This window comes from Bradyrhizobium sp. 192, assembly GCF_023100965.1.
In the GTDB taxonomy this organism is placed as follows: Bacteria; Pseudomonadota; Alphaproteobacteria; order Rhizobiales; family Xanthobacteraceae; genus Bradyrhizobium; species Bradyrhizobium symbiodeficiens.
The window spans coordinates 2175745-2190279 of record NZ_CP064690.1 but is presented as its reverse complement, the minus strand read 5'-3'; the positions used below and the strand labels follow the sequence as shown (position 1 = coordinate 2190279).

The window sequence follows — 14535 nt, the reverse complement described above, 5'->3', positions numbered from 1 at the left end:
TATCCCTGCCATTCAGGCGGAGGGCCAATGATGTCCTCAAGTTCGGTACTCATTCATGTCTCGCAAAGCGGCTTCCGTTCTGGGTTAGCAATGGGATGCGAAGCTGGGTAAGCTATCACGCAGTCGCCACTGAAAGGCGATCGCAATGCCATGTAGTTCCACAGTTTGCTGAGATATTTAAAAAGGCCGCGCCACTGCTTTGCCGTGAGATATGGATGACCAAGGCCAAAGGCCGCGCTGCTGAGCGGCCGATCTGCCAAGTCTGAGTGCAATCGAGCCGTAGCATGATCTAGCAGTCTGACGCCACCTTCTAGGTCTTCGCGAGCTACCTCAGGAGACCATCGCGGTACCGATGATGTTCTCGCTTGCCAGTTGCGCGATCTCGGCGTCGGACAGCCCGAGAAGTTCTCTTAGGACGTCTCTGTTATGTTGTCCCAGTGTCGGGGCCGCCGAGCGGATCGCATACGGCGCTGCGCCTTCGCGAATTGGCATGGATGGCTGCGGGTGCGAGCCAATGAAAGCGCGTTCGACCTCCTGCAGAAATGCGCGCGAGGCGAGATGTCGATCCTTGAGCAGGTCAATCGGCAGGCGGGCCACGCCTGCCGCAACCCTTGCACCCTGCAGCTCGGACATGGCGTGATCCGCATCACGAGTGTGCGTCCAAGCTTCGATGCCTGCCTCTATGAGATCCTCAATGTCGCGGCGAGCTTCCGCAGATTCAAGCAATGCGTTCGAGGCCCAGTCCGGCCTACCAATAAGGATGGCAAGCCTCTGCCACATGGCCGCATCGGTAGCCGCTATCATGATCCAGTTGTCCTCACCCGCACACCGGAAGCAGCCATGCGGCACGAACTGCGGATGTCGAGCACCATACTTTGTGAGTGGCGCCCCATCAATCGAGTGAACGGTGATCCAGGGCGCCGCGAAGGGGATCATGCACTCGATTTGCGCGAGATCTATGAATTGTCCCTGCCCGGTGTTGCGAGCGTGAATCAGGGCGAGAAGAACTGCAGCGCAGCCGTTCAATCCGCCCACGGGATCCCCGAACGCGATGTGGCTCATCACAGGCGGCTTATCGGCGCTTCCGACCACGCTCGGCAGACCTGAGCCCTGCTCGAGAGTCGAGCCATAAGCCCGGCAATCGCGATGGACACTGCTCGCGCCAAAAGCTGACATCGACATCATGACGAGGCGTGGATTGACTAGTTTGAGTACGTCGTAACCAAGCCCGAGCCTTGGCAGCACATCAGCCGAGTAATTACCGACCACAATATCGGCTTCCGCCAACAGCCGCTTGGCAAGAGCGAGGCCTTGCGGCCGCTTCAGGTCAAGTGTGATACCGCGCTTGTTGCGGTTCATGATGCAGAAGCATTGCGCCATTTCATAGATTTGCCCGTCCACATAGCCGCTGCGCCGGTCAACTCCGCGCCACCAGTCCGGATACTGAATGGCTTCGATCTTGATGACGTCCGCCCCGAGATCGGCCAGTGTCCGGGTACACAATGGGCCTGCCCACCCCATGGCGAAGTCGATCACGCGAGTCCCATGCAACGGCTGCCGGCCCGCATCGATGCAGCCGGACGATCCAGGCCCAGTCAGCGAGCCGTGAGTACGGATGTGGGCTGAATGTTGCTGCTCGCCGGGAGCCGGAACGCTCCCACCCCGGCGTGGTGGCGTCAACGTCAGCCGCTGCATCGAACCAACCGTCAGGCCCTCCTCTCTACCAATCACAATCGGCACTATTGCGCCGCGCGCCTTTTTTTCCTCGTCTTGGACCAGATCGGATATTTCGGGCACCGGCACCATCGGGATTTTGCGCTTGAGGCCCTCCGCAAACCACTGCTGCGCTGTCAGCGCCTTCAGTCTCGGCACAAACTGTCGTTCGATCTGATCCATGTGTTTCAGGCGACCTTCGTTGAAGGCCAGAGCCGGATCATCACGCAATTCGGCCAGGTCGAGCATGTCGCAGAATGCGCGCCATTGCCCCGGCGTGACGGTCGAAAGGCCGAGCCAACCTTTTTTCGTTGGGTAGATGCCGACCGGAAAGTTCGGCCAGAAACGGTTAATACCGATCCGGCGCATCACGTCGCCCCGCGCAAATGCCTCGAACATGAGATACTCGGACAGAGCGAGGCTGGATTCGAAAATGTTGAGCGACCACGAACGCCCTGCTTCACCGTGCAGTCGTCCAACAACCGACGATGCCGTGGCGATGAAGCCCCACAAGCCAGCGAGGATACCCGTTTGGAAATCCGGGGCGTGCAAGGGCGGGCCTTCGGCCGGTCCAACTAGCTTGATGAGACCGGCGAGAGCGCGCACTGTAGAGTCGGTGGCAGCGAATCCTGCATAGGGGCCCTCCCGGCCGAACCAGCTCGCTTCGAGATAGATCAACCGGGGGTGTCGCTGACGGATCGAGGCGATATCGATGGGCGGGCAACCCGCCGGATCAACATCGCGCCCATCAACCAGAATGTCGCAATGCTCGATCAGTTCCGTCAGCCGCGTGGCCGCGTTCGGGACGCTAGCATCGATGATGATGCTTGATTTGTTGAAGTTCAGGAACGCAAACCATGCGCTGTGGTCACCTGGCGTGAGCGGCGGGCTGCGGCGAAGTGGATCGCCGGCTTTCGACTCGACCTTTTGAACATCGGCACCGAAATCCGCAAACATTCGCGCGCAATAGCTTGTCGCGGCCGAGCTACCGATCTCGACAACCCGTAGATGCGATAACACTCCCATCGACAGCTCCTTCTTCACACCGATGCTCAGGAAGTCACCCATCAACTGACGCAAGCTTGTCGCACCTAAGCGCGGCTCTGCTGCAGTACCGATCAACGAAGTTTGTGCGGCGATGCGAGGCGGCGACAGCGGGATAGAGCCCATAGCTTCGGATCCAAATCCTCGCCGAGGCAACGTTGACATTGCGTTGGAAACAACAAACCAAATACGAGCGCGTCGTTCTGATGGATGTCCGCAACTTCGCTTTTCTCCTTTAACTTAAGCGATGGCTCTTTCTCCCGATGGAAGCAAAGCCGCGTGCCTCCCGCCCTATGCCATCGGAATTCGGCAGTCGGCTAGCGGCCGTCACAAGAAGACGTAGAGGAAACGCGATCATTTAGGCTGTGTGTCCGGCTATAGGCACTACGCCGAACAGTGACAGAACTGGCGCGCTTTGGGTCGGCTGCCGCAATGTTTGGCGACGGGAGTCTGCTGTATGATGAGCAGTCCTGGCTTGACAGGCTGTGCTACACTTCGCGATCCGTACATTGGTTGGGCTTTCCCGGGTTCAGTCAAGCATATCGCCCTGTCGTGATGATCTCGCCACATCGGGACGAGTGTTATCGAGATCGAGTTCAGCAATCCGATGCATTCGGTTGGGTATGCACGGGACGGGAGGGCGATCCACCGTCGCATTCCAATGTCTCATCTGCCAAACCCATACGCTCCAACCACTAGGATGAGTCGGTACGACAGCGCGGCTTAGCTGGCGCCGGTCCTGCTGCGACCGTGATTAACGCGAAATAGACCATTAGCCGCTTCGCTTGGGCAGCTACCAAATAAGATAGTCGGCAGCACACAGCCGATCGATGTCGCTCTGCTGGCGCCACGATCTGGCCGAGAAAGAAGGCGATGATCTGAGCTTCCGAAGTCATGATGATTATCTGCCACTTCCCAGCGGCATGCTCTCCGGCCAGAACGGAAGAGCTCCGGGCTTACCGCGGGAGATCCCGGGCAGTACTCTGCTTCGATGCTACAGCTGAGGTAGAATGGCTACCAAGCTAAAAAAGGCCATTGAGATATTGAGCATTGCGCCTCAACCGCCGTCCCGTGTGTCTCGGCCGGGGTACTCTCTCTCACGTTCCCACCGCCTGCCTCAGATCGCGCAGGCCCGGGCTGATGCGATCGAGGCGGCGATAGAGGTCGCCTAGGACGCGGGCTTTTATGCAGCCATTATGTCTGAATCGCGCAGTCGCACGGGAGCGATACACCTTTGAACGGGAGTAACCTTTTGTCTGCATTGGAGTAGCCGCAAGCTGGATTCAGCAGGATTGCTGCCTGGTACAGGTTAAGGAATGCCTGGGCGACGATATGCCTGACCCGACCATACCAGCCGCTCGCGTTCCAGGAATGCCGAGCGACATTGGATCGCTTGCTCGCTGCAGCGGCTAGGTCGTGTGGACTCTTGGGATTCTCAAATCGGATTGAATGTGATTCAAGGCTTTCTTTTAGGAGGAAGCCTTGGGTGTCATGGAACGGCTCGTTCTGAGCGATGCGCAATGGAATCGTATCTCCGGCTTGATCATCGGTCGGCCGGACCAGCGTGGCTCGACGGGCCGCGACAACCGCATGTTCGTCGAGGGCGTTTTATGGATCGTGCGGACCGGTTCGCCGTGGCGTGATCTGCCCGAAGCGTTCGGCGAGTGGAATAGCGCGTTTCGGCGCTTCAGCCGGTGGAGCGCAAAGGGGGTTTGGCTGCGCATGTTCGAAGCGCTCGCAGATGATCCGGACTTTGAGTACTTGATCGTTGACTCCACCATCGTCCGCGCCCACCAGCACGCCAGCGGCGCAAAAGGGGGGCTCAAAATCAGGCCATCGGACGTTCGCGCGGCGGCCTGACGACAAAAATCCATATGGCTGTCCGCGGCTTGGGTTGCCCGGTCCGTTTCTTCCTAACAGTGGGGCAAGCCGGTGATGCGCCTCAGGCCCAGCCGCTCATCGAGGGGCTTCCAGCCGAGGTCGTAATGGGCGATGCAGCCTACGATTCCGATGCGCTGCGATCTTCCATCGCCGCAAAGGGCGCTCAAGCCGTCATTCCGAACAACCCCTCGCGGGCAATCAAATATCCGCTCAACAAACCACTCTATGCCGAGCGTCACCTGATCGAATGCTGCTTCTCGAAACTCAAGCGGTTCAGGCGTGTCGCGACCCGTTACGAAAAGACCGCACGAAATTACTTCGCCATCGTAACTATCGCCGCAACCCTGCTCTGGTTAAGGTAACTGTCCACACGACCTAGTCGCCTCACCTCAGGCGGACCATGCTTCTCTGGCTCGAGGAAGTGGACACAAACCAGGAATTCTGCGAGGCTTCCAAACAAACGAGTCCGACGGGACCTTGGCCGAATTCATTCATGCGGCCTGTGACTCTCCGTTTGACATGCCGTCATTCCAACCCGCAGAAACCTGAAATTCCTGCGCAGAAGCCACACTCTGTAGCGTGTGAAGTGTCTAACCAGGTCCGGTGTGGCTGCTGCGCGGATCCAGGCTCGCCGGGCTGCGCCTCGCAACCCACCAAATACCGCAAGGTGCTCTCCTTGATAAGCCGGAGATGATGCCGGTCACCCATTCTATCTGTCCTGACCATTCATTTGCGCGGGGAGTCGGGCTGATCCGAGGCGCCAAGGGCACCATGGCCGACGCGTTGGTTTCACGACGCTGTCGCGCTTGCGACGAATTGCATTTACCGAAGATCGCCTGCTTCAGCGATTTTGGCGTGGCATGCGGGTTGCAAAAGCGTGGTCGGAAAGACAAAGAGGGTGCCAGCCATGATTTCCGCCATACCATCTCGTCCGAGTGCGATGCAACATGAGCTAAGCGATCCTGTTGAACCGCATGACGCCCCTGTCGTGGGTAATCAGACGCTTGGCTTGCAATTGCGACCGGAGAATGTGCTTTTTGCACGGCGCGCTAGCTGAAGGAATGAAGCAGGGCCGGCTACGATCGGGATTGACCAACTCGCTGCCACCTGCGCACCAGAGAGGCTCACCTGCCGCTACCACTATGCTTGATACTGGTTGCCACACCCACGATCTACCCTGCGTCAAAGACTGCTCCACCCCAAGCTAGGGAATTCGGTTCTAGTCCGGAATGCTTCGTCAATGGCCCCGCAACTATCACGCTCTCTCGGAGTCCTGCACCTCGAACGTGGGGTGCCGTCCGGCGCCGCGCCGCCGAAGTCCGCGCCCGGATCGATGCTAAATTCGGCCACCTTCGAGTTCCCGACTATCTTCGAAACAGTCGCGGGAGCGTGGGTAGAGAATGTCGTGCGCGGCGATCCAGCTCTTGAGCCATCATTCATCGCTGCCGCCCGGCGGCTCGTCGAGCGAGGTGCCGTCGCGATAAGCTCCACCTGCGGCTTCTCTATCCGGCATCAGCCGGCGGTGGCCAAGTCGACGAATGTACCCGTGGTGATGTCAAGCCTGCTCCTGTTGCCCGCGTTGCTTCGGCAGCTGCCGGGATCAGCCAAGATCGCACTCTTGACCTACGACTCGACACATGTAGCCGAAGACCTGCTCGGGGTTGCTGATCCAGCCGGGCGGGCGAGGATCGTGATTGGCGGCATCGAAGGCGGCAAGTTCTGGCATGACGAGCTGAAGCGTCCGCCACCACCGATCGACGTTGAGGCGATCGAGAAGGATGTCGCTGCCTGCATCGAGCGACTTTGCATCGCGCATCCAGAGATCGCGATCATCCTGTTCGAATGTGCGGCGTTCCCTCTGGTGTCGCCGGCGATCCGTCGTATCACGAAGTTGCCCGTCTACGACATCACAGACCTTTGCAGACTGACGATGGCGTCTATCGTATGATAACGGCGGCAATAGACTTAGGCGGATTCTTCGCAACGAAAGGTCGGCTAGAGCAACTTTTCGTTGCTGTGTCGCTTCCATGCCGAGCATTGCCGTCATGCAATGAGCTCAAGAGAACCCGTGATGCCCGCATTTGATCAACAGGAATATCGCGAACGTACGGCTCGGCTGCGCCAGCGAATGGCGAAGCACGGCGTGGACGCAATGCTCGTCTTTAACGAGTCGAACATGAATTATCTCACTGGCTACGATGGATACTCAGATTATGTCCCGCAAGCCGCGCTTGTGAGACAAGACGAGGAAGATCCGTGGCTGATCTTGCGCGAGATGGACGTTGCATGCGCAACGGTCACATCCTACCTGCCGCGGTCACGCCTACTCAGTTATCCCGAGTGCTACATCGGTTCGAACCAGCGGACACCGTGGCAGCCGATTGGAGATATGATCCGCGAACGCACCAAATCAAGGCACATCGGGGTCGAATTGACGGCAAAAAATTTCGGGGTGAAGGCCCAGGCCGCCCTGGCCACAACACTGGACCTTTCAAAGAGCATCGATGCCGATGGCGTCATTTCGAAGCTGAAGCTGCTGAAATCTTCTGCTGAGATCGCCTACATGAAGCAGGCTGGAAAGATCGTCGATAGGGCCATGAGAGTCGCCCGATTAGCCGTCGCTCCCGGCGCGCGAGAATGCGACGTAGCTGCAGCCATTATGCATGCCTTGTGTACGGGCACACCGGAATTCCCGGGTCATGCTTCTCGCATCTATCCGACCATGCCGACCGGACGCCCGGCGACTGCTCCGCATCTCAAGTGGACCGACGCGAGCTATGCGACGAATTGCCAGACCAATTTTGAACTAGGAGCCTTTCGCCACCGCTATTGCTGCGCATTGTCCCGGACCGTCTTCTTAGGTGAGCCGTCCGCTCGGTCACGGCACCTGCACCAGGCCGCGCTTGACGGCTTTTTGGCTGCCTTCGAAACGATGCGGCCTGGAGTAACATGCGGAGATGTCGACCGAGCGTTCCGGCGCAATTTTAGCTCTCGGGGCGTACGTAAAGACTCTCGAATCGGCTACTCCCTCGGGAATGATTGGCCTGACGGCGGCGCGAGCCTACAGGATGACGATGAGACTTTACTTCAAGCCAATATGACTTTCCACTTGATCATTGGCATCTGGGAGAAGGACGACGGGTATGTCTTTAGCGAGACAGTGCGCGTGGCTGACAACGGCGCGAAATCGCTGAGCAGCATGACGCGCGACCTGCTCGTAAACCGCTGAGATAACCGTCGTGAAAGTCCGCCCAAGTCGGCGCAGTTACCATGAAGAAGCTCCATGGACTCCTTCACTTCTTCAGCGTTGACTGGACTCCGAATGAACGATGCCATTGTCGACGCAGCGAATAAGCACTTCGCATCGAATTACTTCGAAGCACGTCAAAAGTTCCGTGACTACGTTAGGAAGGCCGCAGTCGGTGAAACCGCAATCTATCCGTCGCCAGCCCGTGGGCCTCGTCGAAGAGAACTCTCAACGGATGTTGCGTGGTTTGGCGATCGACGCGCCCCAAAGGTCGGAATTTTGGTATCGGCTACACATGGCGTCGAAGGATATTGCGGGTCCGCGGCGCAGCTCGACTGGCTGGCTGAACGTGGTTACGACAGGCTCAAATCTGATGAAGCGATGTTGCTGATCCATGCTCTCAATCCTTATGGGTTTGCTTGGGACCGGCGCGTCACGCAAGAAGGCTGTGACCTCAATCGCAATTTCGTCGATTTCACGGGCCCGCTACCTCATAATGCCGCTTACGACCTGCTTGCTGATTGTCTTGTGCCATGTGAGCTCGACGGTTCAGTTCTTGCAACTGCCGAGGCAACAATAGAGGACTTCCGCAGAACACACGGCGAGATTGCTTTGCGAAAGGCTCGGACCAGCGGGCAATACCGACATCCCACCGGCATTTGTTTTGGCGGTTTTGCCCCTACCGTAGCACGGCAAACGCTCGAACGGATCGTATCGGATTACTTTTTGAAGTCTCGTCTGCGTATCTTGATCATCGACTATCACACGGGCCTCGGGCCTTACGGTTATGGTGAGCTGCAATGCGAGCACGCATCAGGTATCTCAGGGTGTCAGCATGCACGTGATATCTTCGGACCTTCAGTCACATCGCCGGATCTTGGCACCTCGTCGGCTGTTGCGCTCAAAGGCACGCAGGATGACTACTGGCAGCGCCTCCTCGGTGATCGGCACGTCTACGTTTGCCTCGAGTTCGGAACCTACCCCACGGAGGCAGTCAGATCTGCACTACGCGCCGACCATTGGCTCTACAAATATCGTCAAGCCGATATCGAAACGTATCTTGGGTATAAAATACGCCAACGCGTGCGACAGTGCTTCTATCCGGAGAGAGCCGATTGGAAGGAAATGGTGCTATATCGCAGTCGTCAGGTTCAGCGACAGATGCTCGAAGGTTTGCGAGTATGAGAGCTCCATTTCTCAAACCAATGGCGCTCAGCGCGCCTCAGCAAAGGGAGAGCTAAGCACTGCAGGCAATGAGTTGGTACAGAGTGCGAGGTAAGGCTGGTGATCCAAGGTTAGCCAGGGTCGATGATGGACTGGCAAGATTCTGCCCCAGCTGCATTCCCATAATCGTTTGAGACTCCAACCTCTTCGTCGCCAAGCCCGGTATTTGCCGATCTCGCTGTTTCAGGATCGAGGAAGTGACCTGATGGAAGCCCCGAGCGGCGGACTCTCGGATACGCCCTTCACGGCGAGCTGTTGTCCGCTGCCGCATTGGACCCGTCGGCCGCCCGCACATCAGATCATGAGCTAGCGTCTATTGCCTTCGGCCCCCGCCCTGCTACTACAACCGGGCACTCCTTGTCACTAATCTGGGCCCTAGCGCCGCGGCACCATGCCGTTAAGGAAGCCGGGGAACGACGGGATCACTTGCGTGAGTGTCTCAGTCGTGACCTAGATGCGCGGTTCTATGCCGGCCGCACCTTCTGACAGCACGATGCCACTGACTCGCGAATCGGCTGATCGCGCCAAAAGCGAGCTGGAACAGGTTACTCGTGCACGCGGCGGAGGTCGAGGGCAAGATCGCCATGCTTGATGCAGCGGACGTCCGCGCCTATTGCCGATCCAGCTTCGCTCGGCGTTCTCGGCTCCCTCACCATTCTGGGATCCGTTGACGACAGATGTGCGCCCACGAACCGCATTGTGCGCACCCTGATCCACGAGGTCGTGGCAGAAATCTACAGTGCCGTCTCTGAGATCGTCCTCCGTGGGTCACTGGCATTCCCGGCGAGAGACCCGGCCCGCGCGCCGCTCGGTGGTGCGGCAGTCGAGCCCCTTCAGGCAACCGCTACGTTCGTCGATCAACGCCGCTCCGCGGTACCAAATGCGGAAGAGTCCGTAGCCGGGGCTGACCACCGGAAGATCGGCGGCGGACACTGATCTCAGCGTACTCCGGATTGCTAATATTGCGTCGTTTGATGCCGCGGAACTCATTGTGAGCTTGCGTCGCTTCAACACCGAACCGGTAACAACGAACGTGCGAGAACCCGGATTGAAAGCCCCTTCAGCGCCAACGTTTCTCTTTAGTGTCGTAGGTGCCAGCAAGCGGATCGCTGACGGCCATTAGCTCACGCTTGAGCACTTTATTGCTAGATGTGGCTCTTGGAAGGACAGGAGTAAAGGCGATGTACCGCGGCAGTTTGAAAGCGGCGAGACTGGTACGGGCATGCTCGAGAATGCGCTCGACGGGCAGATCGCTTCGCGTCAGACCCTTTTTCAGCTCCACGCAGATCTTGACCTCTTCGCCGCGCTTAACGTCGCGAACGGGCACAGCGGCCACATCCGCAATCTCAGGAATCTCACGAAGAACGGCCTCCACCTCGCGTGCAGCAATGTTCTCACCTGAGCGTCGGATCATATCTTTCGTACGTCCTACCAGCCAATGAAAGCCTAGCTCGTCGCGCCGCAGCAGATCTCCCGTCTTGAACCATTCGCCTTCGAACAAGGCGGCATTCGCTTCTGGCCTATTCCAATAACCCTTGAGGATCCCACGACCACTGACCCAAAGCTCGCCGATTTCGCCGACCGGGGTGGGTGTACCATCATCGTTTATCAGTAGCAGGTTCCGAAAAGGGGCCTTAATCCCGACGGACCCCGAGTCGGCCATCTCGTCAAGGTAGTTCGGCATTTGTGCGCCGAACCCGATTTCCGTCATCCCATAAGCATCCTGGGTGCGAATTCGAAAGCGCCTCCGAAGCCTGCGTACTGTATCGGGACTGCAGCCCCAAGTCAGGCAATGCTTCAGGCTTGTCGTCCCGTCTTCATCCACGGCCTCGGCGTGGCGCGCTATCAGCTCGGGCATCGAGCACCATTCGATGTGATGCTGCTTAACCCAACCGATAAAGCGCGTAGAGCTCATTGAGGGAGCCATGAACAGCGTGCCGCCCTGGCGATATGACTTCAGAAGATAGTCTTGCGAATCCGCATAGAAGAAAGGTTGCGCTGCCAGATACGTTCGGTATGGCTGACCATCCCCATACGCCCCCTGGTATGATCGCACGCTCCAGTATTCGTGCGTCAACATGCAGCCCTTCGGAAAGCCCGTGGTCCCCGAGGTGAATTGAATGTTCAGCAAGTCTTCGGATCGGATATTTTCCTCCATTGGGTGCTCTGCCGTGTTCTTGAGCAATTCATCGAGCGTAGTGGCTACGCCATCCAAAGGCTGTCCAACCACAATCATTCGCTCACCAGCGAAGTCTTCCGGCCACGGCTCCATCGCCGAGAACCTTGACATTGCAGACTCGTCGACGATGGCGAATCTGGCTTGTGTATCGCTGAGAACGTATTCGATTTCTCTCGGCGTATAGTGCATGTTGATCGGAACCATCACCGCACCGAGTTTGGCTATCGCGAACCACAATATCGGGAACGCAATACGATTGGGCAGCATCACCCCAACGTGATCGCGTTTGCGTACACCGAATGAATGTAGCGCATGCGCATATCTGTTGGACAATCCATCCATCTCAGAGTAGGTCGCGCGCTCGCCCCGCTCGAAGACGTCAATGGCGGTCGTTGAACCATGAGTTTTCGCGCGCATGGAAACCAACTGTCCGACCGGAATCGTCTCATATGCGGCCTCTAGCGCGTCGACTTTGCGCAACGCTTTTGCGACGCGGTATTTAAGCTGAGCTTGAGCGAGTTTTGCCTGGGTAGTCATGGGAAACGATGGGACTCAGGTAACGAAATACAGACTGGCCAGCGCTCGCAACCCGCCTGCTGACAGCTCACTGACGGCGCACAGCGACCGCCAAGGATCGCGGACTTCCCTTGGCCTGCCAGTCCCGCATGCATGTGATAGCCTTAGAACAGGCCTCCCGCCATCGCGGGGCTTCGAACGGGGCAACGCGCAGCGACCTCTCGCATCGTGTTCGAACTTGGAGAGCGTCGAACAATGCGGCGCAGGCGAAATCCTGGCAAAAGGCCAGTCAGTTATTTTTTGGTAAAGGCGCTTGTGATGCACTTGAAGGAAGCGTGCGACGCAGAACGGGTACACTGCGTTTACCATGGTTACAGTCTATCCTATGCTGATGAGCCGCATCATACGCTACATGAGGAGTTGTACATCCCTAACAAGGGTCGAGGCACTACCTACTCTAGTGAGCCGCCACCTACGTCTCATCAAGGACGGCAGCGGCCGGGTTTGCCGATCCCGAAGTTCCTCATAAATTTCAGATAAAGCCCCGAATCTGGCGCACCGTCATGCCGCGCGCAAAGACTCAGAACTTTGTCGTCGAAGCCGTCGAAACGGGTCTGGCCCTTGGCGATTAGTAGGGTTCGTGGCCGCCGCCCCGGTCGCGCGGACGATGGCTGGAAAAACTTCACGAACAACAGGCCGAAACGGTAAAGCTAAGCCAGCAGCCGGCCGCTAAGAGCCCTTGAATCGACGGTAGCCGACCATTCGGCGGACTACAGCGCCGTTCTTCTGCCCGAAAGACCTTAATCGTTCTTCCGATAGGCTCGACAGCGCGAAGACGATGTCAGCTTGTTCACGATCCTTTCAGTTATCATTCAAGAACACAGAGTCGTTGTCGGTGTCTAGCCCCAGGGGCGCAAACGGTAGCTAAAGTTCGGTCAGAGCCGTGCTCTGCTCAACAACCTCTGTTCGCCCACCAGTCGCGTGCATTCAGTTCACCGGAAGCGAGTCGTCCGTGAAGAAATCCCAAGCTGTTGATTTGGAATCCAGAAACCGCATTTTGCCGTAACTGGTTTTGCTGGAAACCGGGCTTTTGGATCGGGATTGAACGAAGCCGCTGCCGCGGCGTAAGGGGCAAGGTGGCGTAGATCGCCTTCTGGCTGAGAGGATGTGGGTGTTGGAGCCCACCCCCTCAGACAGGAGTATCGAGATGGCCCATTTGAGCCCTGTTCGCCGCTGCATGATCGAAGACATGACCGTCCGCAATCTATCGCCGGCGACGCAACGATCCTACATCAGCGCGGTTTCGAAGTTCAGCCGCTATTTTGGCCGATCGCCTGAACGTTTGGAACTGGAAGACGTCCGCGCCTTCCAGGTGCATCTGGTCTCGACCGGCATCTCATGGCCGGCGCTGAACCAGATCGTCTGTGCGCTACGGTTTTTCTACGGCGTCACGCTCGGCGAGGCGCTCATCCCGGAGCGCATTCCCTATGCGCGAGAACCGCGCAAGCTGCCAGTCGTGCTCAGCGCCGACGAAGTGGTTCAGTTTCTTGAGGCCGTGTCCAGCCTGAAGAGCCGCGCCGCGCTCACCACGGCCTATGCGGCCGCACTCAGGGCCTCCGAAGTCGCGGGACTGCGGATCGAAGACATCGACAGCGCCCGCGGCGTCATCCAGGTGCGCCACGGCAAGGGCGAAGGATCGCAATGTGATGCTGTCGCCCCAGCTGCTGGGCATCCTGCGCACCTACTGGCGGCTCGCCCGGCCGCGGCTTTATCTGTTCCCTGGTCGTGACGAAGATCATCCGATCGATCAGACCGTGTTGCACGCCGCCTGTTGGTCGGCGGTGAAGGCTGCGGGCCTGACCAAGCGCGTCACGCTCCACACGCTGCGCCACAGCTTCGCGACGCATCTTCTCGAGAACGGAACCGATATCCGGATCATCCAGGTCTTGCCCGGGCACAACAATTTGTCGTCGACAGCGCGCTACACGCAGGTCGCCACCGATACGATCCGGGCGACGCAGAGCCCGCTCGATCGCCTGTCGCTGGAGGTGACGCCACCTCGATGATCCGCGGCGGGATGCGGGTGATGATCCGCCCCGACAGCCGCTCCATCAGGCCCGCCATCGAGATTGCCGATATTCTGCGCCGGCATGGCGACACCTATCGTCGGGTACATGCCGGTCATCTGGGGCGGGTCGAGCGGCGCGCGATGAGCGGGATCGTTGCGTGCCGGACCGAGGCGCTCGGCGGCCACATGGAGGCTTGCGACGACTGCGGCACGACACGCGCCGCCTATAATTCTGCCTTATGGGCAAAGCCGGTAATGGGGAGCTGGCAATCGCGATCACCGTATTTTCCTGTGTATTGCCGCGCTCGAGCTCTCCAACACTGATGGCCGGTCACATACGGGGACGAACATGTGGGAGACGTACTTTTCGGCGGCGAAGATGCTGGGGCATTTGCGCAGCGGGTCGAGCGGGCCTTACCTTGACGGGTTTGCAGCGGCACTGGAGCAGCAAGGCTATGGCCCGAGACAGCGGTACGCTATTTGCGAGCGGCGGCACGCGCGGCGATCCGACCGAGAAGCTCGATGCGATGGAGGCGATCGTGCCGCCCCACCTGCGGCGCGGCGTCTTCCGGCCCACCGACCAGCTGATCGAACTCCTCAGGCGTACCTCGTAATGGAGAGTGGGGTTTGGCGGTGATTGGTGCAGGAGCGCGATCAAATGCC

9 protein-coding genes and 2 pseudogenes are annotated in these 14535 nt (G+C 58.5%); 8 read left to right on the top strand and 3 right to left on the bottom strand.

What is annotated here, in order from left to right:
• Positions 1–330 precede the first annotated feature (330 nt).
• Positions 331–2883 (bottom strand): CoA transferase, encoded by a 2553-nt coding sequence (locus IVB24_RS10015; protein ID WP_247772796.1) that lies wholly within the window; start codon positions 2881–2883, stop codon positions 331–333.
• Between the two features lie 1356 nt (positions 2884–4239).
• On the opposite strand from IVB24_RS10015, the gene IVB24_RS10010 reads away from it, so the two are divergent.
• The 5 genes from IVB24_RS10010 (at position 4240) to IVB24_RS09990 (ending at position 9070) form a co-directional block, all read left to right on the top strand.
• Positions 4240–5000, top strand: a protein-coding gene (locus IVB24_RS10010; RefSeq protein ID WP_247772795.1) for an IS5 family transposase whose coding sequence is annotated in 2 segments (ribosomal slippage) — positions 4240–4573 and positions 4573–5000 — 762 coding nt in all. Because the reading frame shifts where the segments join, the coding sequence is not laid out codon by codon here.
• Between the two features lie 241 nt (positions 5001–5241).
• On the top strand, positions 5242–5589 hold the full coding sequence (locus IVB24_RS10005; protein ID WP_247772794.1) for a hypothetical protein: 348 nt from the start codon (positions 5242–5244) through the stop codon (positions 5587–5589).
• A gap of 340 nt (positions 5590–5929) precedes the next feature.
• Entirely contained in the window at positions 5930–6586 is a 657-nt protein-coding gene (locus IVB24_RS10000) for a hypothetical protein (protein ID WP_346771365.1), read from the top strand.
• A 123-nt stretch (positions 6587–6709) separates the two neighbouring features.
• Positions 6710–7867, top strand: a complete 1158-nt coding sequence (locus IVB24_RS09995; RefSeq protein WP_247772792.1) for a Xaa-Pro peptidase family protein — start codon at positions 6710–6712, stop codon at positions 7865–7867.
• 93 nt (positions 7868–7960) lie between these two features.
• Complete coding sequence (locus IVB24_RS09990) at positions 7961–9070, top strand: M14 family metallopeptidase (RefSeq protein ID WP_247772791.1); 1110 nt, start codon at positions 7961–7963, stop codon at positions 9068–9070.
• Positions 9071–10169: 1099 nt separating this feature from the next.
• Here the strand turns inward: IVB24_RS09990 and IVB24_RS09985 are convergent.
• Both IVB24_RS09985 and IVB24_RS09980 read right to left on the bottom strand, forming a co-directional pair.
• On the bottom strand, positions 10170–11825 hold the full coding sequence (locus IVB24_RS09985; RefSeq protein WP_247772790.1) for a class I adenylate-forming enzyme family protein: 1656 nt from the start codon (positions 11823–11825) through the stop codon (positions 10170–10172).
• Between the two features lie 692 nt (positions 11826–12517).
• Positions 12518–12752, bottom strand: a pseudogene (locus IVB24_RS09980) (ISNCY family transposase); the annotation flags it as partial.
• 259 nt (positions 12753–13011) lie between these two features.
• Between IVB24_RS09980 and IVB24_RS09975 the strand changes: the two are divergent.
• From IVB24_RS09975 to IVB24_RS09965, 3 genes and pseudogenes are all read left to right on the top strand, one after another.
• Positions 13012–13870 (top strand): annotated as a pseudogene (locus IVB24_RS09975) (site-specific integrase).
• A 20-nt stretch (positions 13871–13890) separates the two neighbouring features.
• On the top strand, positions 13891–14196 hold the full coding sequence (locus IVB24_RS09970; protein WP_247772789.1) for a transposase zinc-binding domain-containing protein: 306 nt from the start codon (positions 13891–13893) through the stop codon (positions 14194–14196).
• A gap of 131 nt (positions 14197–14327) precedes the next feature.
• Entirely contained in the window at positions 14328–14486 is a 159-nt protein-coding gene (locus IVB24_RS09965; RefSeq protein ID WP_247772788.1) for an integrase, read from the top strand.
• Positions 14487–14535: the final 49 nt, after the last annotated feature.